The organism is Cellulomonas chengniuliangii (genome assembly GCF_024508335.1).
In the GTDB taxonomy this organism is placed as follows: Bacteria; Actinomycetota; Actinomycetes; order Actinomycetales; family Cellulomonadaceae; genus Cellulomonas_A; species Cellulomonas_A chengniuliangii.
Window position 1 is genome coordinate 2,475,404 of sequence record NZ_CP101988.1, and the last position, 16,602, is coordinate 2,492,005.

The following is a 16,602-nucleotide window of genomic DNA, read 5'->3' on the forward strand; positions in this document are numbered from 1 at the left end:
GTCAGCCACGGCGCTCCATTCCCACCGGGGCCTCCCCTGTGCTCCGCGCCGGCGACTCCAGCAACCCGTCGCGGTCGTCCTGCACCGCCTGCTCGACGACCTTGAAGTGCATCTTCTTGCCGGTCGCGGTCAGCGGGACCTCGTCGACGAACCGGTACGCGCGCGGGCGCTTGAAGTCCGCGAGCGCGTCGTGCCCTCGGCAGAACGCGTCCAGCTCGTCGACGCCCACCACCCCGTCGCGGCGGACCACATACGCGACGATCCGCTGCCCCCACCGCTCGTCCGGGACACCCACCACCACGGAGTTCGCGACGTCCGGGTGGTCGGCGAGAGCCGCCTCGACCTGCACCGGGTGCACGTTCTCCCCGCCCGACAGGATCATGTCGTCCTTGCGGCCCAAGATCGTCACGTACCCGTCGGCGTCCCAGGTGGCCATGTCGCCCGGGTAGAGCCACCCGTCGTGGAACTTCTCCTCCTCCAGCCCGGGCAGGTTCACGTAGCTGTAGCCGGACTTGGGCGAGCGCATGATCAGCTCCCCGGCCTCGACGCCGTCCTGCGCGACGAGCTCGTCGGGCGCGGCGCGGCGGTCCTCGAAGACCTTGACCACGGCGACGTCGTCGTCGGTGCACGCCCGCCCGGCGGTCCCGGCGCGATCGGGCAGGTCCTCGGGCCGCAGGAACGTGTTCCAGAACGCCTCGGTGGTGCCGTAGCCGTTGAAGATCCGGGGGGTGAGCACCTGCTGGTAGCGCAGCGCCGCCGCGCGGTCCAGGGGCGCCCCCATCGTGACGATGCCGTTGAGCGTGCCGAGGTCCCGGGGCTCGCGCTCCTGCTCGGCTGCGAGCATCTCCAGCGTGGTCGGCGCGCCGATCAGGAAAGTCAGGGAGTGCTCCCCCACCCAGTCGAGCACGGTGGCCGCGTCGAAGGCGCGCATCGGCGCCACGCTCGCGCCGATGTAGAAGGCTGGCGTCGGGCCGCCGGAGTGCAGGCCGCCGCGGTGGAACCACGGGGTCATGTTGAGGGTGCGGTCGGCCGGGGTCAGCGGGAAGTGCATGATCACGTCGTGGGCGGTCATCACCTCAACGAGGGACGGCAGCGCCACGCCCTTGGGCATGCCGGTGGTGCCCGAGGTGTACAGCCGGGTGGTCTCCTCGTAGGTGGAGAACCCGTCGAGCGGGACCGCCTGCAGCCCGCCGCCGGACTGCTCGACCGCCGCGTCGAAGGACTGCACGCCGTTGCCGCCCGGCCCCACCACCAGCACCGCCGGCGAGGTCCCCGCCAGGTCGAGCGCTCGCTGCGCGGCGGGCGCGCACTCCTGGTCGTAGACGAACACCACCGGGTCGCTGTCCCGCAGGATGTGCGAGATCTCCGCGGGGGCGAGCCGGTAGTTGATCGGCACGCTGACCGCGCCGAGGCTGTGCGTGGCGAGGTACAGCAGTGCGAACTCGACGCCGTTGTAGAGCTGGTAGACCACCGCGTCGCCCCGGCCCGCGCCGCGCTCGGCCAGCATGGTCGCGGTGCGGTCCACGTCGGCGCCGAGCTGCGCGTAGGTCCACGTCCGCCCGCTCACGGGCTCGGTGACCGCCACGGCGTCGCCGTACCTGCGCACGTTGCGGCGGAACCCCGCGACGTACGTCAGCTCGTGCTCGACGTACTGCTGGAACCTGGTCGGGTCGTAGCTCACAGTGCGGGTCCTCTCGGTCGTCGGCCGGGCATGGACGCAGGTGGGGCTTCAGTCCCGGCGGGGACGCTCCGGGAGGGCGATGGGCGCCGTGGCGTCGACGTGGAACGGCGGCGCGGCGATGGACAGCCCGCCGTCGACCACCAGGGTCTGGCCGGTGATGTACTCCGAGCCGGGAGAGAGCAGGAAGTCGACGGTCGCGGCCATCTCGTCGACGGTCCCGGCGCGCCCCTTGGGGATGCGGGCCAGCACGCTCTCGATCGGGGGGATGCCGTCCATCGCGTAGAAGTAGTCCAGGGAGTCGGACTGGATGAGCCCTCCACTGACGGCGTTGACGTTGATGCCGTACCCGGCGAACTCCACGGCCATGAACCGCACGAACGACTCGACGGCCGCCTTGTAGGAGCCCAGGGCCGCGTAGGTGGGGAACGCGCGGATGCTGCCGTAGCTGGTCAGCGCGACGATGCGCCCGCCCCGGTCCATCAGCGTCACAGCCTCCTGCGCGCCCAGCACGAACGGGCGCACGTTGACGCCGTAGGCGCGGTCCAGGTGGTGGGGCTTGAGGTCGACCACGTGCTTGAACGCCGCGGCTGCCGCGCTGTTCACGTAGTAGTCGAGCCGCCCGTACTCCTCGGCGACCGCGTCGAAGAGCGTCGTCACCTCCTCCGGGTTCTCGAGGTCGGCCCGCACCGCGAAGCCCCCGCCGCCCAGGCGTTTGAGCTCGCGCACCACCTCCTCGGCCAGCTCGGAGTTCTTGCGGTACCCGACCACCACCTGGCACCCGCGCTCGGCCAGCCGCTCCGCGACCCTGCGCCCGATGCCGCGCGACCCCCCGGTCACCAGAGCGATCTTGTCGTTGCTGTGCTCCACGTCGTCTCCCCTGCCCCTGGTACGCCGACGTGGTCAGTCTGGCCCGGCGCCGCCTCGGTGGCTACACCGAGGTGAGGAAGACGTCGAACAGGTGCGGGTGGTGGGCGTGCACGAGCACCGCGAACACCACGGCGTCGAACAGCAGGTGGACGGTCAGCACGTACGTCAGCGACGCCGTCTTGGCGTACGTGAGCCCTTGCACCAGGGCGAAGGGCACGGTCAGCAGCGGCCCCCACGACTGGTAGCCGAGCTCCCACAGGAACGACACGAACACCGCGGCCTGCAGCACGTTCGCGGTCCACATCGAGAAGTGCCTGCGGAGCAGCGCGAAGACCGTGCAGATGAAGAACAGCTCGTCCCACGTGCCCACGGCCGCGACGCCCACGAACAGCCGGGCGATCTCCCCCGAGCCGTCCAGGGCCGGCCAGTTCTGCCACGCGCCGGAGGTCAAGAAGTACCAGGGCAGCACCAGGTACCCGGCCACGACCACGACGATCAGGTAGGTCCAGTGCACGCGCGTCCACGGCCGCCCGACCCGCCAGGGGAAGGTGATCGCGTCGTGCCGCAGCCACCAGCGCGACAGCGCGAGCGGGACGGCCACCGCCAGGGCCAGCACCACGGCGAACCGGGCGATGCCCGCGTCCGACAGGTCGGCCTTCAAGGAGATCGCGCTGATGATCCCCATGCCGACGGCGATGAGGGTGAGGTCGGCTCCGAGCGCGCGGTCCACCGCCCAGGCCAGCAGCACGCCCGCGACCAGGGGGAGGTAGGCGATCGGCCGCAGGTGCACGGCGAACAGCAGCACCGCCGAGCCGCAGACCAGCGCGGCGGCGAGCAGGCGCACGGCGGCGAGGCGCCCGGTCGGCGGCGTCGCCAGCGCAGCTCCGCGCAGGGTGTCGGTCACAGCGGTACCTTCCCGCACGCCGAGCCGTCCGGCCACCGCGCGCCGACCTCCGCGCACCCGCCGCTTCCGTCGCGAGGACGGAGCGCAGGGTCCAGAGTGGTCGGGTGGCCAACCGACTCGCTCACAGCACCAGCCCGTACCTGCTGCAGCACGCCGAGAACCCCGTCGACTGGCACGAGTGGGGCGACGAGGCGTTCGCCGAGGCGCGCCGTCGCGACGTGCCGCTGCTCGTCTCGGTCGGTTACGCGTCCTGCCACTGGTGCCACGTCATGGCCCACGAGTCCTTCGAGGACGACGCGACCGCCGCGTACATGAACCAGCACTTCGTGAACGTCAAGGTGGACCGCGAGGAGCGGCCCGACGTGGACGCCGTGTACATGGCCGCCACGCAGGGCATGACGGGCCAGGGCGGCTGGCCCATGACGGTCTTCACGACGCCTGACGGCCAGCCGTTCTTCTGCGGCACCTACTTCCCGCCCGTCCCGATCGGCGGCATGGCCTCGTTCCGCCAGGTGCTCGAGGCCGTCGAGGACGCGTGGCGCACGCAGCGCGAGGACCTGCAGAGCAACGCCGAGGTGATCGGCGAGGCGCTCGGGTCGCGACCAGCTCCTGTCCCCGGAGCCGGCGGCGTCCCCTCGGCCGCGGCGATGGAGGCCGCCGCGGCGGCGGCGCGCGACGAGATCACCGGCTCGTACGACGCGCAGGACGGCGGGTTCGGCTCCGCGCCCAAGTTCCCGCCGACGATGGTGCTCGAGTGGCTGCTGCGACGTGCTGCGCGGGCGCACGACGTCGTGGCCCTCGACATGGCCGAGCACACCCTCACGGCGATGGCCCGCGGCGGCATGGCGGACCAGATCGGCGGCGGCTTCGCCCGGTACTCAGTCGACGCGAGCTGGACCGTGCCGCACTTCGAGAAGATGCTCGAGGACAACGCGTTGCTGCTGCGCGTGTACACGCACTGGTGGCGGCAGACCGGCTCGGCCCTGGCGCTCGACGTCGCCGAGCGGACCGCGCGGTGGCTCATGCGGGCGCTGCGCACCGACCAGGGCGGCTTCGCCTCCTCCCTCGACGCCGACACGCGGGGCGTCGAGGGGGCGACCTACGTCTGGACGCCCGCGCAGCTGGAGGAGGTGCTGGGCGCGGAGGACGGCGCCTGGGCCGCGAAGGTCTTCGGGGTGACCGAGGAGGGCACGTTCGAGCACGGCGCCTCGGTGCTCCAACTGCGGCACGACCCCGGGCAGGACGCCGCCGAGCGACTGGCCTCGGTCCGCCGGCGCCTGCTCAAGGCCCGGCGCGACCGCCCGCAGCCCCAGCGTGACGAGAAGGTCGTCGCGGCGTGGAACGGCCTGGCGATCACCGCCCTGGCTGAGTCCGGCGCGATCCTGGGGCACCGGCACTGGGTGGCGGCCGCGCTGCGCGCCGCGGCCCTGCTCGACACGGTGCACCTGCGCACCGAGCCCACCGGGCCCGACGGCGCCGCCGAGACCCGTGTGATGCGGACGTCCCGCGACGGCGTCGTCAGCACGGCCGCGGGTGTCCTCGCGGACTACGCGAACGTCGCCGAGGGCTTCCTTGCCCTGTACTCGGTGACGGATGACGAGCACTGGTTCACCCGGGCTGGCGAGCTGCTGGAGACCGTGCTGTCCCACTTCTCCGACGGCGACGGCGGCTTCTTCGACACCGCAGACGACCGCACCGACCCGGTCCTGGCCCGCATGCTGCGCCCCCGGGACATCGCCGACGGCCCGGCGCCCGCCGGCCCGTCCGCCGCCGCCGGCGCGCTGCTGGCGTACGCGGCCCTCACCGGCTCGGCACGCCACCGCGAAGCCGCCGAGGCCGCGCTCGCCGTGCCGCTCGCCATCGCCGCACGGGCGCCACGCGCGTGCGGGTGGGCCCTCGCCGTCACCGAGGCCGCGCTGGACGGGCCCGTGCAGGTCGCGGTCATCGGTCGCTCGCTCGACCCGGCCACCGGAGAGCTCGCCCAGGTCGCGCGGCGTTCTCCCGCCCCGGGCGCGGTGCTCGCGGTCGGGGACCCGGAGCGCATCGAGGTGCTCGGCACCCGCGTCCCGCTCCTCGAGGGGCGCACGCTCGTGGGCGGGCTCGCGGCCGCCTACGTGTGCCGGGGGTTCGTGTGCGACCTGCCCGCCACCGACCCGGGACAGCTGGCCCGTGCGCTCGGTGGCGCGGCCACGGCGCCGGGCGCACGATGAGGTATGGACGAACTCCACCTTCTGCACCGCGTGAACGCGGACAAGATCACGTCGCTGGTGACGCAAGTCGGCGACCGCTGGGACACTCCGACGTCCTACGCCAACTGGACAGTCCGAGAGCTCCTCAACCACCTCACGGCCGAGCAGCTGTGGGCGCCTGAGCTGCTCGCGGGGCGGAGCGTCGAGGAGATCGGCGACCGCTTCGAGGGCGACCTCCTCGGGGACGACCCGCTGGCCGCGTGGCGGCTCGCGGTGGAGTCGGCGCTCGCCGCGTTCGCCGAGCCGGGCGCCCTCGAGCGCACCGTGCAGTTCAGCGACACGCCGCTGACTGCCGACCAGTATCTCGACCAGATGGTCACCGACCTGGCCCTGCACAGCTGGGACCTGGCCACGGCCATCGACGCCGACGCCGACCTCGACCCCGCCACGGTGGACCGCCTGCTCGTGGAGTGGACAGGCAGGGCCGAGGAGTCGCTCCGCGGCCCGATGTTCACGGGCCCGGACGAGCCGCCGTCTCCGATCGACGTCTCCGACGAGGAGGAGGCTCAGACCCGGCTGCTGGCCCTGTTCGGCCGCCGCGCCTGACGCTCACCAGCCTCCGCCGCCGCCACCGCCCCCACCGCCGCCGGAGAACCCACCGCCTCCAGAGGACCCGGAGTCTCCCGACGATCCGGGGGTCGCGGCCAGTGACGTCGTCGCGACCTGGTTGAACCTCTCCAGGCTGCTGCCGAACGCCGCGTATGACACCCAGAACGGCCCGTGGGCGTAGGCCCCCACGTACCAGTCCGGCTCGGCCACGGCGCGGCCCTGCGCCGCGAGCGTGCCGAAGATCCCCGCCCACCGCTCCGCGAGCCCGAAGACGATCGCGTACGGCAGGTAGCGCGAGAACAGGTCCTCGCCCTCCTCGAACCGGAGCTGCTCCGCCTCCGCGGTCGCCAGGTACTGCTGGAACCCCTTGGCCTGCGCCAGCACCGCGGTGCCGGCGGCGGTCCGGGCCGGGGCGGCGCCCGCCATGGCGATCACCACGATGCCCACGACGCCCAGCGCCAGCGGTGGCAGCAGGGCCCCTGTCGCCTCGATCATCAGGCCGATGACGCCGATCAGGCCGGCGAGGGCGACCAGCCCGGTGCCCGCCCAGCGCCAGTGCGTCCGCACCTTGGCGGGCGAGGTCCGGAACCAGCCGCGTGCCGTGACCTCCTCGTAGAGGCCGGTCTGCACGGTGGCCATCGTGCCCGAGAAGGTGGCCTTGAGGTCGGTGAGCGTGATGCGGTCACGGCGGGTGAAGAGCGCGTCGTAGAGGGTGCGCTCGTAGGCGATGAGCCCTTCCGCGTCCCTCAGCCGCACCAGGGTCCAGTCCTTCGGCTTCTTGCCGGGCTTGCTGCGCGGCACCTCCTCGATGCGGAGGTAGCCGCGCACCGCGAGGTCGATCAGGGTGGCCGTGACGTCCTGCGGGTGCGCCACCTCGTCGAGCAGCGTCCCGAGCTCGCCTGGCCGGACGCCGGGCGGGGGTGAGAACTGCACGGCGACCGGGGCGCGCCGGTCCCGTGGGCCCACGGCCGCTTCGCCGCCCGCGACCGGCGCCAGCCCCGGGGTGAGCCCCAGGTACGCCTCGTCGCGTCCCCTCGACCGCACCCGATGGGTGGCCAGGCCGATGCCGCCGATCCCCACCAGCAGCGCGAGCGCCCCGCTCAGCGGGGTGGGCGCCAGCAAGGCCGCGGGATCGGGGCGCTCCTCGAACACCGGCTCGGCGCCCACCAGCGTGCCGACCGGCCAGCCGACGGCCACGCTGAGCTGGTCGCCCACCGGGATCGACGCCTGGGCGAAGCGGGCGACGTCGCCCTGGGCGTCAGCCGCGTCGCACCGGGCCGAGGAGCCCGCGGGGCCGGCGTAGCACGCGGCCTGCACGACCTCGCCGGGGCCGGTCACGGTGACGGTGACGTCCGAGAGCGGGATCTCCCAGTCCGCGCCGATGGCGTTCCAGTAGAGCTCGTCGACCTGCGCCCCGGTGACCGTGTCGGTCACGTCCGGGTTGGGCATCCCCGAGATCGTGTAGCCGACGCGGTAGGACTGCACGCCGTGGATGTCGTCGCGGTCGCGGTCCCCCACCCGCAGCACCAGGGCGTCCGACTCCTCCTCGAGGTTGACGCCCGCGGGCGCTCCCGACGGGCTCGAGGCCGTCACGTCCTCGATCGTGTAGACCCGGTCGCGGTTCTCGCCGGCGTCCATCCGGGTCACCCACGACAGGTACGGGCCGCGGCCGGGCTCGTCGCCGAAGTCGAAGTCGAAGTCGAGCTCGACCCGCATCGTGCCGTCGGTGGCCACCGCGACCTGCGCGTCGTACCGGGTGATCTGTCGCCCGTCGACCTCCTGGGCGGACGCCTGCGAGGCCGCCGGGCCCAGGAGGCACACCAGGGCGAGGAGCACGGCGCCGGCGAGGGCCAGGGCGCGCGTGCCCGACTCCCCCGCTCGCCGTCGAGCAGGGCTGGAGCCGTGGTCCACCTAGAGGTCTCTCTTCTCTCGGATCGCCCGGTGGGCTTCCAGGTTGTCCTGGCGCTCACGCAGCGCCTGGCGCTTGTCGTACTCGCGCTTGCCTCGTGCCAGGGCGATCTCCACCTTGGCCCTGCCGTCCAGGAAGTACAGCGACAGCGGGATGATCGTCTGCCCCTTGGCGCGGGCCTTCATGTCGAGCCGGTCGATCTCGGAGCGGTGCAGCAGCAGCTTGCGCTTGCGCCGCGGGGCGTGGTTGGTCCACGTGCCCTGCGTGTACTCGGGGATGTGCACCCCTTCGAGCCACGCCTCGCCGTTCTCCACCTCGCACCAGCCGTCGACCAGCGACGCGCGTCCGGCGCGCAGCGCCTTGACCTCGGTCCCCGTGAGGACGACGCCCGCCTCGAAGACGTCCTCGATCAGGTAGTCGTGACGTGCCTTCTTGTTGGACGCGACGAGCTTGCGCCCAGTGTCCTTGGCCACGACCTCCCCTTCCTCCCACGACGCGCGGACGGCTCCCGCCGGCGCGCTCCACCTTCCGGTCGTCGAGCCTACCGCCCGGGTGGTATCCAGCCCGAGCCAATACCCCCGGTCAGCGGCCGAGCAGCGGGCCCGGGTCCTGCGTGCCGCCGTTGACGTACACCTCGAAGTGGAGGTGGCACGCCGCGGAGGTGCCCGTGTTGCCCGAGTAGCCCAGCAGCGTCCCCTGCTCCACGCGCTGCCCGGACCTCACCGAGAAGCTCGTCATGTGGTTGTAGCTCGACATCAGCGAGCTGCCGTTGACGAGCCCGTGGTCCACCATGACCTGGTTGCCGAAGCCGTTCCGGTACTGCGCCCACTGCACCGAGCCCGCCCGGCCCGCGTAGATCGGGGTGCCGCAGTACGTGCGCAGGTCGATGCCCGCGTGCAGGCGCACGTACCCGAGCGTCGGGTGCAGGCGCATCCCGTAGTTCGAGGTGACGTACATCGGGTTGATGCTCGTCGGGTTGGCGAACAGGCTTCCGCCCACCGGGCCCGCGGGCGCCTGGGGCTTGCCCGCGGCCGCCGCCGCTGCCGCCTCGGCAGCCCGCTGCTGCGCCGCGATCGCGGCCAGCTCGGCGGCGATCTTCGCCGCCTCGGCGTCGGCTGCAGCGGCCTCGGCCTCAGCCGCGGCCTTCTGGTCCTCGATCTGCGCCTTCTTCGCGGCCTGCTGGGAGATCAGCTGCTGGATCTCGTCCTTGCGCTCCTGGGCCTGGGCCCGCGCCGCGTCCGCCTCCACGACCTTCTCGTCGGCCTCGGCCTTCAGCTCCTGCACGCGGCCGCGCACCGCCTCCAGGCGGGCCTGGCTGTTCGCGTTCTGCGCCTGCAGCTCCCGCAGCTCGTCGAGCGTGTTCGTCTGGGTGCGCAGTGCCGTGCTGACCAGCCCGTACTGCTCGATGAACTCCTCGGTGCTCTTCGCGCCCAGGACGATGTCCATGCTGGTCGCAGTGCCGCCGCCCTTGTACGCCTCGCGGGCCATCTGGCCGATGGACTCGCGGATCCGGGTGGCGCGGGCCGTGTCCTGCTCGATCGTCGAGCCGATCGACACCTCTTGGTCGAGCGCGTCCTGCAGGCGCGCGGCCACCAACGTCGCCTCGCGCTGCGACCGGTCGAGCGACTCCTGCGCCTCGGCGAGCTCGGCCTGGGCCTGCGGCATCCGCTGCTCCATGGCCTGCAGGTCGAGCAGAGCCTGGCCCAGCTCGGCGCTGAGGCCTTCGAGGGACGCGGCGAGCTGCTCGCGCTTGGCGGCGTTCTCCTGCTCCTGCTTCTTCGCGGCGGCGCGCTTGTCGGACAGGGTGTCCGCGATCGCGGGCCCGCCCACGGCGGTGAGCCCGGCCAGCGAGCCCACCAGCACGAGGGCGAGCATCCTGCTCCGCAAACGACGTCGTCTGCTCATGTGATCACACCTTGGTGTAACGGCTCAGGGTCACCAGTGAGGCGATCGCGGCCAGCCCGATCGCCACGATGGCGAGGAACGGCGCGATGACCATCACATCACTGGTCGTGACGTACGGGATCCAGGTCACCGAGCTGCCCAGCCAGTCGGCAATCAGATAATGCACCCCTGCCCACAGGGCTGCCACAGCCAGCCCGGCGCCCAGCGTCGCGGCGATGGCGCCCTCCAGCATGAACGGCAGCTGGATGAACATGTTCGACGCCCCGACGAGCCGCATGATGCCCGTCTCCCGGCGCCGGCTCATCGCGGAGAGCCGGATCGTGGTGGTGATCAGCAGCATCGCCGCCAGCAGCATCACCGCCGCCAGGCCCACCGACAGCATCGTGGCCCGGTTCAGCACCAGGAACAGCGAGTCGAAGAGCTGGCGCTGGTCGCGCACCTCGTCCACGCCCTGCCGCCCGGACAGCACGTCGGCGACCACCTGGTACTTCGTGGGGTCGGCCAGCTTGATCCGGAACGACGGCGACATGTCGTCGGCGGTCGTCTCCTCGGCCCACCACTGGTCGGAGTACATCTTCTGGAAGGACTCGAAGGCCTCTTCCTTGGTCTCGAAGTAGACCTTCTCGACATAGGGGGCGATGTCCGCGGAGGCTAGCTCGGCCTCGATCGCCTGCTTCTGGTCGTCGGTGACCTCGCCGCCCGCGCACGTCGCCTTCGACGAGACCTGCGGGCACAGGTAGACCGAGACCTCGACCTTGTCGTACCAGTCGTCCTTCATGGCGCCGATCTGCATCTGCAGCAGCGCGGCCGCGCCCACGAAGGTGAGCGAGACGAAGGTGACGAGGACGACGGAGATGGACATCGACAGGTTGCGCCGCAACCCGATGCCGATCTCGGACAGGATGAACTGGAGTCTCACTGCCGTGCCCCCTCAGCGCGCCGAGCCGTAGACGCCGCGTGACTGGTCGCGGACCAGCTCGCCCTGCGACAGCTCGATCACGCGCTTGCGCATCTGGTCGACGATCTCGTCGTCGTGGGTCGCCATGACGACGGTGGTGCCCGTCCGGTTGATCCGGTCCAGCAGCCGCATGATGCCCAGCGACGTGGTGGGGTCCAGGTTTCCGGTGGGCTCGTCGGCCAGCAGGATCGACGGCCGGTTCACGAACGCCCGCGCGATCGCGACCCGCTGCTGCTCGCCGCCGGAGAGCTCGTGCGGGCGCCGCTTCTCCTTGCCCGCCAAGCCGACCATCTCGAGCGTGTCCGGCACCGTCGTCTGGATGTGGTGCCGGGGCTTGCCGATGACCTGCAGCGCGAACGCCACGTTCTCGAACACCGTCTTGTTGGGCAGCAGGCGGAAGTCCTGGAAGACCGCGCCGATCTGGCGGCGCAGGTGCGGCACCTTCCATGACGACAGCGTGGTCAGGTCCTTGCCGGCGACGAACACCCGCCCGGCCGACGGCCGCTCCTCGCGCAGCACCAGCCGCAGGAAGGTCGACTTGCCGGAGCCGGAGGAGCCGACCAGGAAGACGAACTCCCCTCGCTCCACCTCCAGCGAGACCTGGTCGAGGGCAGGCCTCGCGCCGCGCGCGTAGACCTTCGTGACGTTCTCGAGTCGGATCACTGTGCCAGGGCCAGGTTCGGGGATATGGGGGCACCGAGGTGCCGGTGGGACGGTGCTGGCCTCGTGGCAGGTTAGGCGCGCGGCGCGACGGACCCGGGGTGACACGCCGCCGACGCGCCTGTGAGTGCGCCGACGGCGGCGCCCAACCCCCTCAGTGGCGCCGTGCGGGCTCGTTCGCGGCCCCTCGAGGGCTCCAGAGCCGCCTGCGGCCCCGCGCTACGCGCTGCCGGTCGCGCGGGCACGCCGCCGAGACAGGGCGTCGACCCCCGCGGCGGCGGCCAGCACCGCGCCGGTGACCACGTACTTGACGCCCGCGGAGTACCCGAGCAGGCCCATCCCGTTGTCGATCACGGCGATCACGGCGCCACCGATCAGCGCGTCGATGATGCGCCCCTTGCCGCCGAACAGCGACGTCCCGCCGATCACCGCGGCGCCGACCGCGTACAGCAGCACGTTCGAGCCCCCCGCGTTGGGGTCCACCGAGGTGGCCCGCGACGCCGCGAACACCCCGGCGACGGCCGCCATCGTCGAGCACGTCATGAAGCACACGATGCGGACCTTCTTCACGGCGATGCCCGCCCGCCGCGTCGCCTCCGCATTGCCGCCCACCGCGTACACGTGCCGGCCGAACGCCGTGCGGGTCAGCACGAAGCCCAGCACGAGGGCGATCACCGCGATGATCGGCACCACGATCGGCACCCCCTGGAGCGAGGTCCGCGCCGGGTTGAGGCTGCGCTCCTGGTTGAGCGCGCCCACGAGGCCGAGCACGACCACGGCGAGCACCACGATCTTGGCGACGACCAGCCCCCAGGGCGGAGTCAGCAGCCCTCGCGACCGGCGCACCGACCACGTCCGCAGGCTCGCCACCGCGTACGACGCGACCGCGATGCCCGCGAGGACCCAGCCCAGCAGCGGGGGCACGTTGCGGTTCTGGATCGCGACGATCACCGGGTCCGTGACCGGGACGTTGCCGCCGGAGCCGATGATGAGCAGCACGATGCCCTGGAACGCCAGGAACGCCGCGAGGGTCGCCACGAACGACGGGATGCCCACCCGGGCGACGAGCAGCCCCAGCATCAGCCCGATCGCGACCCCGGTGAGGATCGCCACCGCGAGCGCCGCGTACCAGGGCCACCCGAAGTCGCGCAGCGTGACCGCCAGCACGGCTCCGCACACGCCCGACGCGAAACCCGCCGAGAGGTCGATCTCGCCGAGCAGCAGCACGAACACCAGCCCCATGGCGATGGTCGCCACGACAGCGCCCTGCTGGAAGAGGTTCGCGATGTTGAGCACCGAGGGGAACGTCTGCGGCTTGAGCAGCACGAACACCCCCGCGAGCACGGCCAGCGCAAGGATCGCCGGGAGCGACCCCATGTCGCCGCCGCGCACGCGCCGCCAGTACGCCTGGACCGCCTCGGCGAGCGTGGGCTGCTCGACGGCGCCGGCCAGCGGGGTCGAGGACGGGGGCGGCGTGGCAGGCCTGACGGTGGGTGCGCTCATGCGGGGGTGCCTCCGTTGCTCGTCGGGTCTGCCGTGGGAGCGGCTGTCGGGGCCGTGGGGGTGGCGCCCTCGGGCCGAGCGGCGCCGTCCGAGCGCGACGCCGGCCCCGCGCTCGTCGCGCCGCTCGTGATGAGCTCGATGACCTCGGCGCGGCTCGTGCCCGCCGCCCGCACCTGCGCGGCGGTCTGCCCCAGGTAGAGCACCGCGATCGAGTCCGCGACCTCGAACACGTCATGCATGTTGTGCGAGACCAGCACGACCGCCAGGCCCGCCTCGGCCAGCTGGCGCACCAGCTGCAGCACCTGCTCGGTCTGGGCGACGCCGAGCGCGGCGGTCGGCTCGTCGAGGATGACCAGCCGGGAGTTCCACAGCACCGCCCGCGCGATGGCCACCGTCTGCCGCTGCCCGCCCGACAGGCTCGCGACGTGCTGCCGGACCGAGCGCACCGACCGCACCGACAGTTGCGCGAGCACCTCGGCAGCCCGGGTCTCCATCGCCTGCTCGTCGAGCCGGAACCCCTTCTTCAGCTCACGACCGAGGAACATGTTGTGGACGATGTCGAGGTTGTCGCACAGCGCGAGGTCCTGGTAGACGACCTCGATGCCCAGGTCGTTCGCCTGCGCGGGGTCGGAGATGTGCGTGGTGCGGCCCTCGAACAGCACCTCGCCGGCGTCGAACGGGAAGATGCCCGCGATGCCCTTGATCAGCGTCGACTTGCCCGCGCCGTTGTCGCCGACGAGCGCGGTGACCTCCCCCGCCCGTGCCACCAGGTCGACGCCCCGCAGGGCGTGCACGGCCCCGAAGCTCTTGCTGCCGCCGCGCACCTCGAGGGTCGGGGGCAGGGCCGGGTCGGTGTCGGCCGGGACGGCATGCGTCATCGTCCACCTCGTCGGTTCGGTTCGCGGGTCGGGCGGGCGCCGGGACGCGTGAGGTCCCGGCGCCCGCCCCCCGGGTCAGGAGATGCCGGCCTCTGCGCACTTGTCGGCGAGCTCCGCCGTGCAGACGTTCTCGACGGTCGTGTACCCGTCGTCGATGACGTCCTTGACGTTGTCGAAGTAGATCGCCTGCGGTTCCAGCAGGACGGACTGCACGTCCTCGCCGGACTCGGTGTCGGTCACCGTCTCGGTCGCGAGGTCCGAGGTGTCGCCGCCCGTGGCGAGCGCCACCGCCAGCTCGGCAGCGGCGTCGGCCTCCTTCTTCACGGCCTTGTACACGGTCATGCACTGGTCGCCGGCGAGGACGTTCTGCAGGCCCTGGTCGGTCGCGTCCTGGCCCGTCACCGGCACGGTGCCGTTCGCGCCGTTCTTCTCGAGGATGGCGATGGTCGAGTTGCCGAGGCCGTCGTTCGCCGCGAGGACGCCGTCGATCTCGCCGCCCTGCTCGGTCCACATCTGCTCGAAGATCGTCCCGGCCTGCTGGTTGTCCCAGTCCGGCACCGCCTGGTCGGCCACGATGGTGTACGCCCCCGAGTCGACCTGGGACTGGAGCGCCTCGACGGCGCCCTGCTTGAACAGCGTGGCGTTGTTGTCCGTGGGCGAGCCGTTGAGGAACGCGATGTTCGCGGTGGTGGTCCCGGCGTCGGTCAGGCACTTCTGCAGGCCCTCGCCCTGCAGCGCCCCCACGGCGACGTTGTCGAAGGACACGTAGAAGTCCGCGCCGCCGCCCAGGGTGAGCCGGTCGTAGTCGATCGTGGAGATGCCCTGGGCCTGCGCCTTCGAGAGCACCGCCTTGCCCGATCCGGAGTCGAGGTTCGCGATCATGAGCACGTTGACGCCGCTCGTGATCATCTGGTCGGCGATGGTCTGGAACTGGGTCTTGTCACCCTGGGCGTTCTGGATGTCGTAGTCGACCCCCGCGGCCTCGAACGCCTCCTCGAGGTACTTGCGGTCGGCGGTCTCCCACCGGGCCGAGGACTTCGAGTCCGGCAGGATCACGCCCACCTTCGCTGCCGAGCTCTCACCAGGGCTGGCGCCTGAGCCGCCCTCCGAGTCCGAGTCGTTCGAGCACCCGGCCACCAGGAGCGCGGACGCTGCCAGGGCCGCTGTCGCCAGGATCTTGCCTCGTCGCATCGCGCTCCCCCTCGTGACGCCGCCCCGTCGCGCTCGTCGACCGAGCGAGGGAGCCCGGATTCACTTGTCAGCGTCAACATAAGCCGGTGTGATGTGGATCACAAACGCTGACAGAGGGCTCCGAACCCGCCCATCGACGAGCAGGACCCCGAGGCACTCGCTCCTCGGGGTCCTGCTCGTCGATCTGGTCGGCCGCGCCCGGCTGCGGGCGCGTCAGGGGGTCGGTCAGGCGCGCACGTCCTGGCCGCGGCGCCAGCGGATGCCCGCCTCGAGGAACCCGTCGATGTCGCCGTCGAAGACCCCGGCGGTGTTCCCGACCTCGTGCTCCGTGCGCAGGTCCTTGACCATCTGGTACGGGTGCAGCACGTAGGAGCGCATCTGGTCGCCCCAGCTCGCCTTGATGTCGCCGGCCATGGCCTTCTTCGCGGCGTTCTCCTCCGCCTGGCGCTGCAGCAGCAGCCGGGACTGGAGCACGCGCAGCGCCGCGGCGCGGTTCTGGATCTGCGACTTCTCGTTCTGCATCGACACGACGATGCCGGTGGGGATGTGCGTCATGCGCACCGCCGAGTCGGTGGTGTTGACCGACTGGCCGCCCGGGCCGGACGAGCGGAACACGTCGACCTTGATCTCGTTCTCGGGGATCTCGATGGAGTCCGTCTGCTCGATGAGCGGGATGACCTCGACCGCCGCGAAGGACGTCTGGCGGCGGCCCTGGTTGTCGAACGGCGAGATCCGCACCAGGCGGTGGGTGCCCGCCTCGACGGACAGGTGCCCGAACGCGTACGGGACCTTCACCTCGAAGGTCGCCGACTTCAGGCCGGCCTCCTCTGCGTAGGACGTGTCCAGCACGACCGTCGGGTAGTTGTGGCGCTCAGCCCACCGCAGGTACATCCGCAGCAGCATCTCCGCGAAGTCGGCGGCGTCCACGCCACCGGCGCCGGCGCGGATCGTCACGACCGCCTCGCGCTGGTCGTACTCGCCGGCGAGCAGCGTGCGGACCTCGAGGGCGTCCAGGTCCTTGCGGATCTTGACCAGGTCGGCCTCGGCCTCGGCCAGGGTCTCCTCGTCGCCACCGTCCTCGGTGGCCATCTCCACCAGCGTCTCGAGGTCGTCGATGCGGCCGCCGAGCTTCTGCACCCGGTCCAGCTCCGCCTGCGTGGCCGAGAGGGCCGAGGTGATGCGCTGCGCCGCCTCCGGGTCGTCCCACAGGTCCGGCGCGGAGGCCTTCTCGGAGAGCTCCGCGATCTTGGCGTGGAGCACCGTCGGGTCGCTCACCGCCTGGATGGATTCCAGAGTCGTACGCAGGTCGCGGATCTCCGCGGAGAAGTCAGTGGTGGCCACGGCGGTC

General features: G+C 71.9%; 14 protein-coding genes. 2 read left to right on the top strand and 12 right to left on the bottom strand.

Translation table 11 applies throughout. The features are described 5' to 3' along the window. Position 1: 1 nt before the first annotated feature. The 3 genes from NP064_RS11485 to NP064_RS11495 form a co-directional block, all read right to left on the bottom strand. Entirely contained in the window at positions 2 to 1,681 is a 1,680-nt protein-coding gene (locus NP064_RS11485; RefSeq protein WP_227569522.1) for a class I adenylate-forming enzyme family protein, read from the bottom strand. A gap of 48 nt (positions 1,682 to 1,729) precedes the next feature. After that, positions 1,730 to 2,548 (bottom strand): SDR family oxidoreductase, encoded by an 819-nt coding sequence (locus NP064_RS11490; protein ID WP_227569521.1) that lies wholly within the window; start codon positions 2,546 to 2,548, stop codon positions 1,730 to 1,732. Between the two features lie 61 nt (positions 2,549 to 2,609). Beyond that, positions 2,610 to 3,452, bottom strand: coding sequence for a CPBP family glutamic-type intramembrane protease (locus tag NP064_RS11495; RefSeq protein WP_372456368.1), 843 nt, complete (start codon positions 3,450 to 3,452; stop codon positions 2,610 to 2,612). Positions 3,453 to 3,556: 104 nt separating this feature from the next. On the opposite strand from NP064_RS11495, the gene NP064_RS11500 reads away from it, so the two are divergent. Both NP064_RS11500 and NP064_RS11505 read left to right on the top strand, forming a co-directional pair. After that, positions 3,557 to 5,662, top strand: coding sequence for a thioredoxin domain-containing protein (locus tag NP064_RS11500; protein WP_227569520.1), 2,106 nt, complete (start codon positions 3,557 to 3,559; stop codon positions 5,660 to 5,662). A 3-nt stretch (positions 5,663 to 5,665) separates the two neighbouring features. Further along, entirely contained in the window at positions 5,666 to 6,247 is a 582-nt protein-coding gene (locus NP064_RS11505; protein ID WP_227569519.1) for a TIGR03086 family metal-binding protein, read from the top strand. 3 nt (positions 6,248 to 6,250) lie between these two features. Here NP064_RS11505 and NP064_RS11510 read toward each other — a convergent pair whose 3' ends face one another. From NP064_RS11510 to prfB, 9 genes are all read right to left on the bottom strand, one after another. Then, a complete protein-coding gene (locus NP064_RS11510) occupies positions 6,251 to 8,161 on the bottom strand; it encodes a DUF2207 domain-containing protein (RefSeq protein WP_227569518.1) in 1,911 nt (636 codons plus the stop codon). Further along, entirely contained in the window at positions 8,162 to 8,632 is a 471-nt protein-coding gene (smpB, locus tag NP064_RS11515) for an SsrA-binding protein SmpB (RefSeq protein WP_066582580.1), read from the bottom strand. Between the two features lie 109 nt (positions 8,633 to 8,741). Continuing rightward, on the bottom strand, positions 8,742 to 10,064 hold the full coding sequence (locus NP064_RS11520) for a M23 family metallopeptidase (protein WP_227569517.1): 1,323 nt from the start codon (positions 10,062 to 10,064) through the stop codon (positions 8,742 to 8,744). 4 nt (positions 10,065 to 10,068) lie between these two features. Then, on the bottom strand, positions 10,069 to 10,983 hold the full coding sequence (gene ftsX / locus NP064_RS11525; RefSeq protein ID WP_227569516.1) for a permease-like cell division protein FtsX: 915 nt from the start codon (positions 10,981 to 10,983) through the stop codon (positions 10,069 to 10,071). 12 nt (positions 10,984 to 10,995) lie between these two features. Beyond that, positions 10,996 to 11,685 carry a cell division ATP-binding protein FtsE gene (ftsE, locus tag NP064_RS11530; protein ID WP_227569515.1) on the bottom strand — a complete coding sequence of 230 codons (690 nt, stop codon included), beginning with the start codon at positions 11,683 to 11,685 and terminating at the stop codon, positions 10,996 to 10,998. 216 nt (positions 11,686 to 11,901) lie between these two features. Beyond that, complete coding sequence (locus NP064_RS11535) at positions 11,902 to 13,185, bottom strand: sugar ABC transporter permease (protein WP_227569514.1); 1,284 nt, start codon at positions 13,183 to 13,185, stop codon at positions 11,902 to 11,904. Next, on the bottom strand, positions 13,182 to 14,063 hold the full coding sequence (locus NP064_RS11540; RefSeq protein ID WP_227569513.1) for an ATP-binding cassette domain-containing protein: 882 nt from the start codon (positions 14,061 to 14,063) through the stop codon (positions 13,182 to 13,184). Before NP064_RS11540 ends, NP064_RS11535 begins: the two co-directional genes overlap by 4 nt. A 75-nt stretch (positions 14,064 to 14,138) precedes the next feature. Beyond that, positions 14,139 to 15,254, bottom strand: a complete 1,116-nt coding sequence (locus NP064_RS11545) for a sugar ABC transporter substrate-binding protein (RefSeq protein ID WP_227569512.1) — start codon at positions 15,252 to 15,254, stop codon at positions 14,139 to 14,141. Positions 15,255 to 15,479: 225 nt separating this feature from the next. Then, positions 15,480 to 16,595 (bottom strand): peptide chain release factor 2, encoded by a 1,116-nt coding sequence (prfB, locus tag NP064_RS11550; RefSeq protein ID WP_227569511.1) that lies wholly within the window; start codon positions 16,593 to 16,595, stop codon positions 15,480 to 15,482. Positions 16,596 to 16,602: the final 7 nt, after the last annotated feature.

Coding starts and splice junctions, on each gene's coding strand:
- NP064_RS11505 (WP_227569519.1), top strand. CDS start 5,666: ATGGACGAACTCCACCTTCTGCACCGCGTGAACGCGGACAAGATCACG.
- NP064_RS11520 (WP_227569517.1), bottom strand. CDS start 10,064: ATGAGCAGACGACGTCGTTTGCGGAGCAGGATGCTCGCCCTCGTGCTG.
- NP064_RS11535 (WP_227569514.1), bottom strand. CDS start 13,185: ATGAGCGCACCCACCGTCAGGCCTGCCACGCCGCCCCCGTCCTCGACC.
- NP064_RS11540 (WP_227569513.1), bottom strand. CDS start 14,063: ATGACGCATGCCGTCCCGGCCGACACCGACCCGGCCCTGCCCCCGACC.
- NP064_RS11545 (WP_227569512.1), bottom strand. CDS start 15,254: ATGCGACGAGGCAAGATCCTGGCGACAGCGGCCCTGGCAGCGTCCGCG.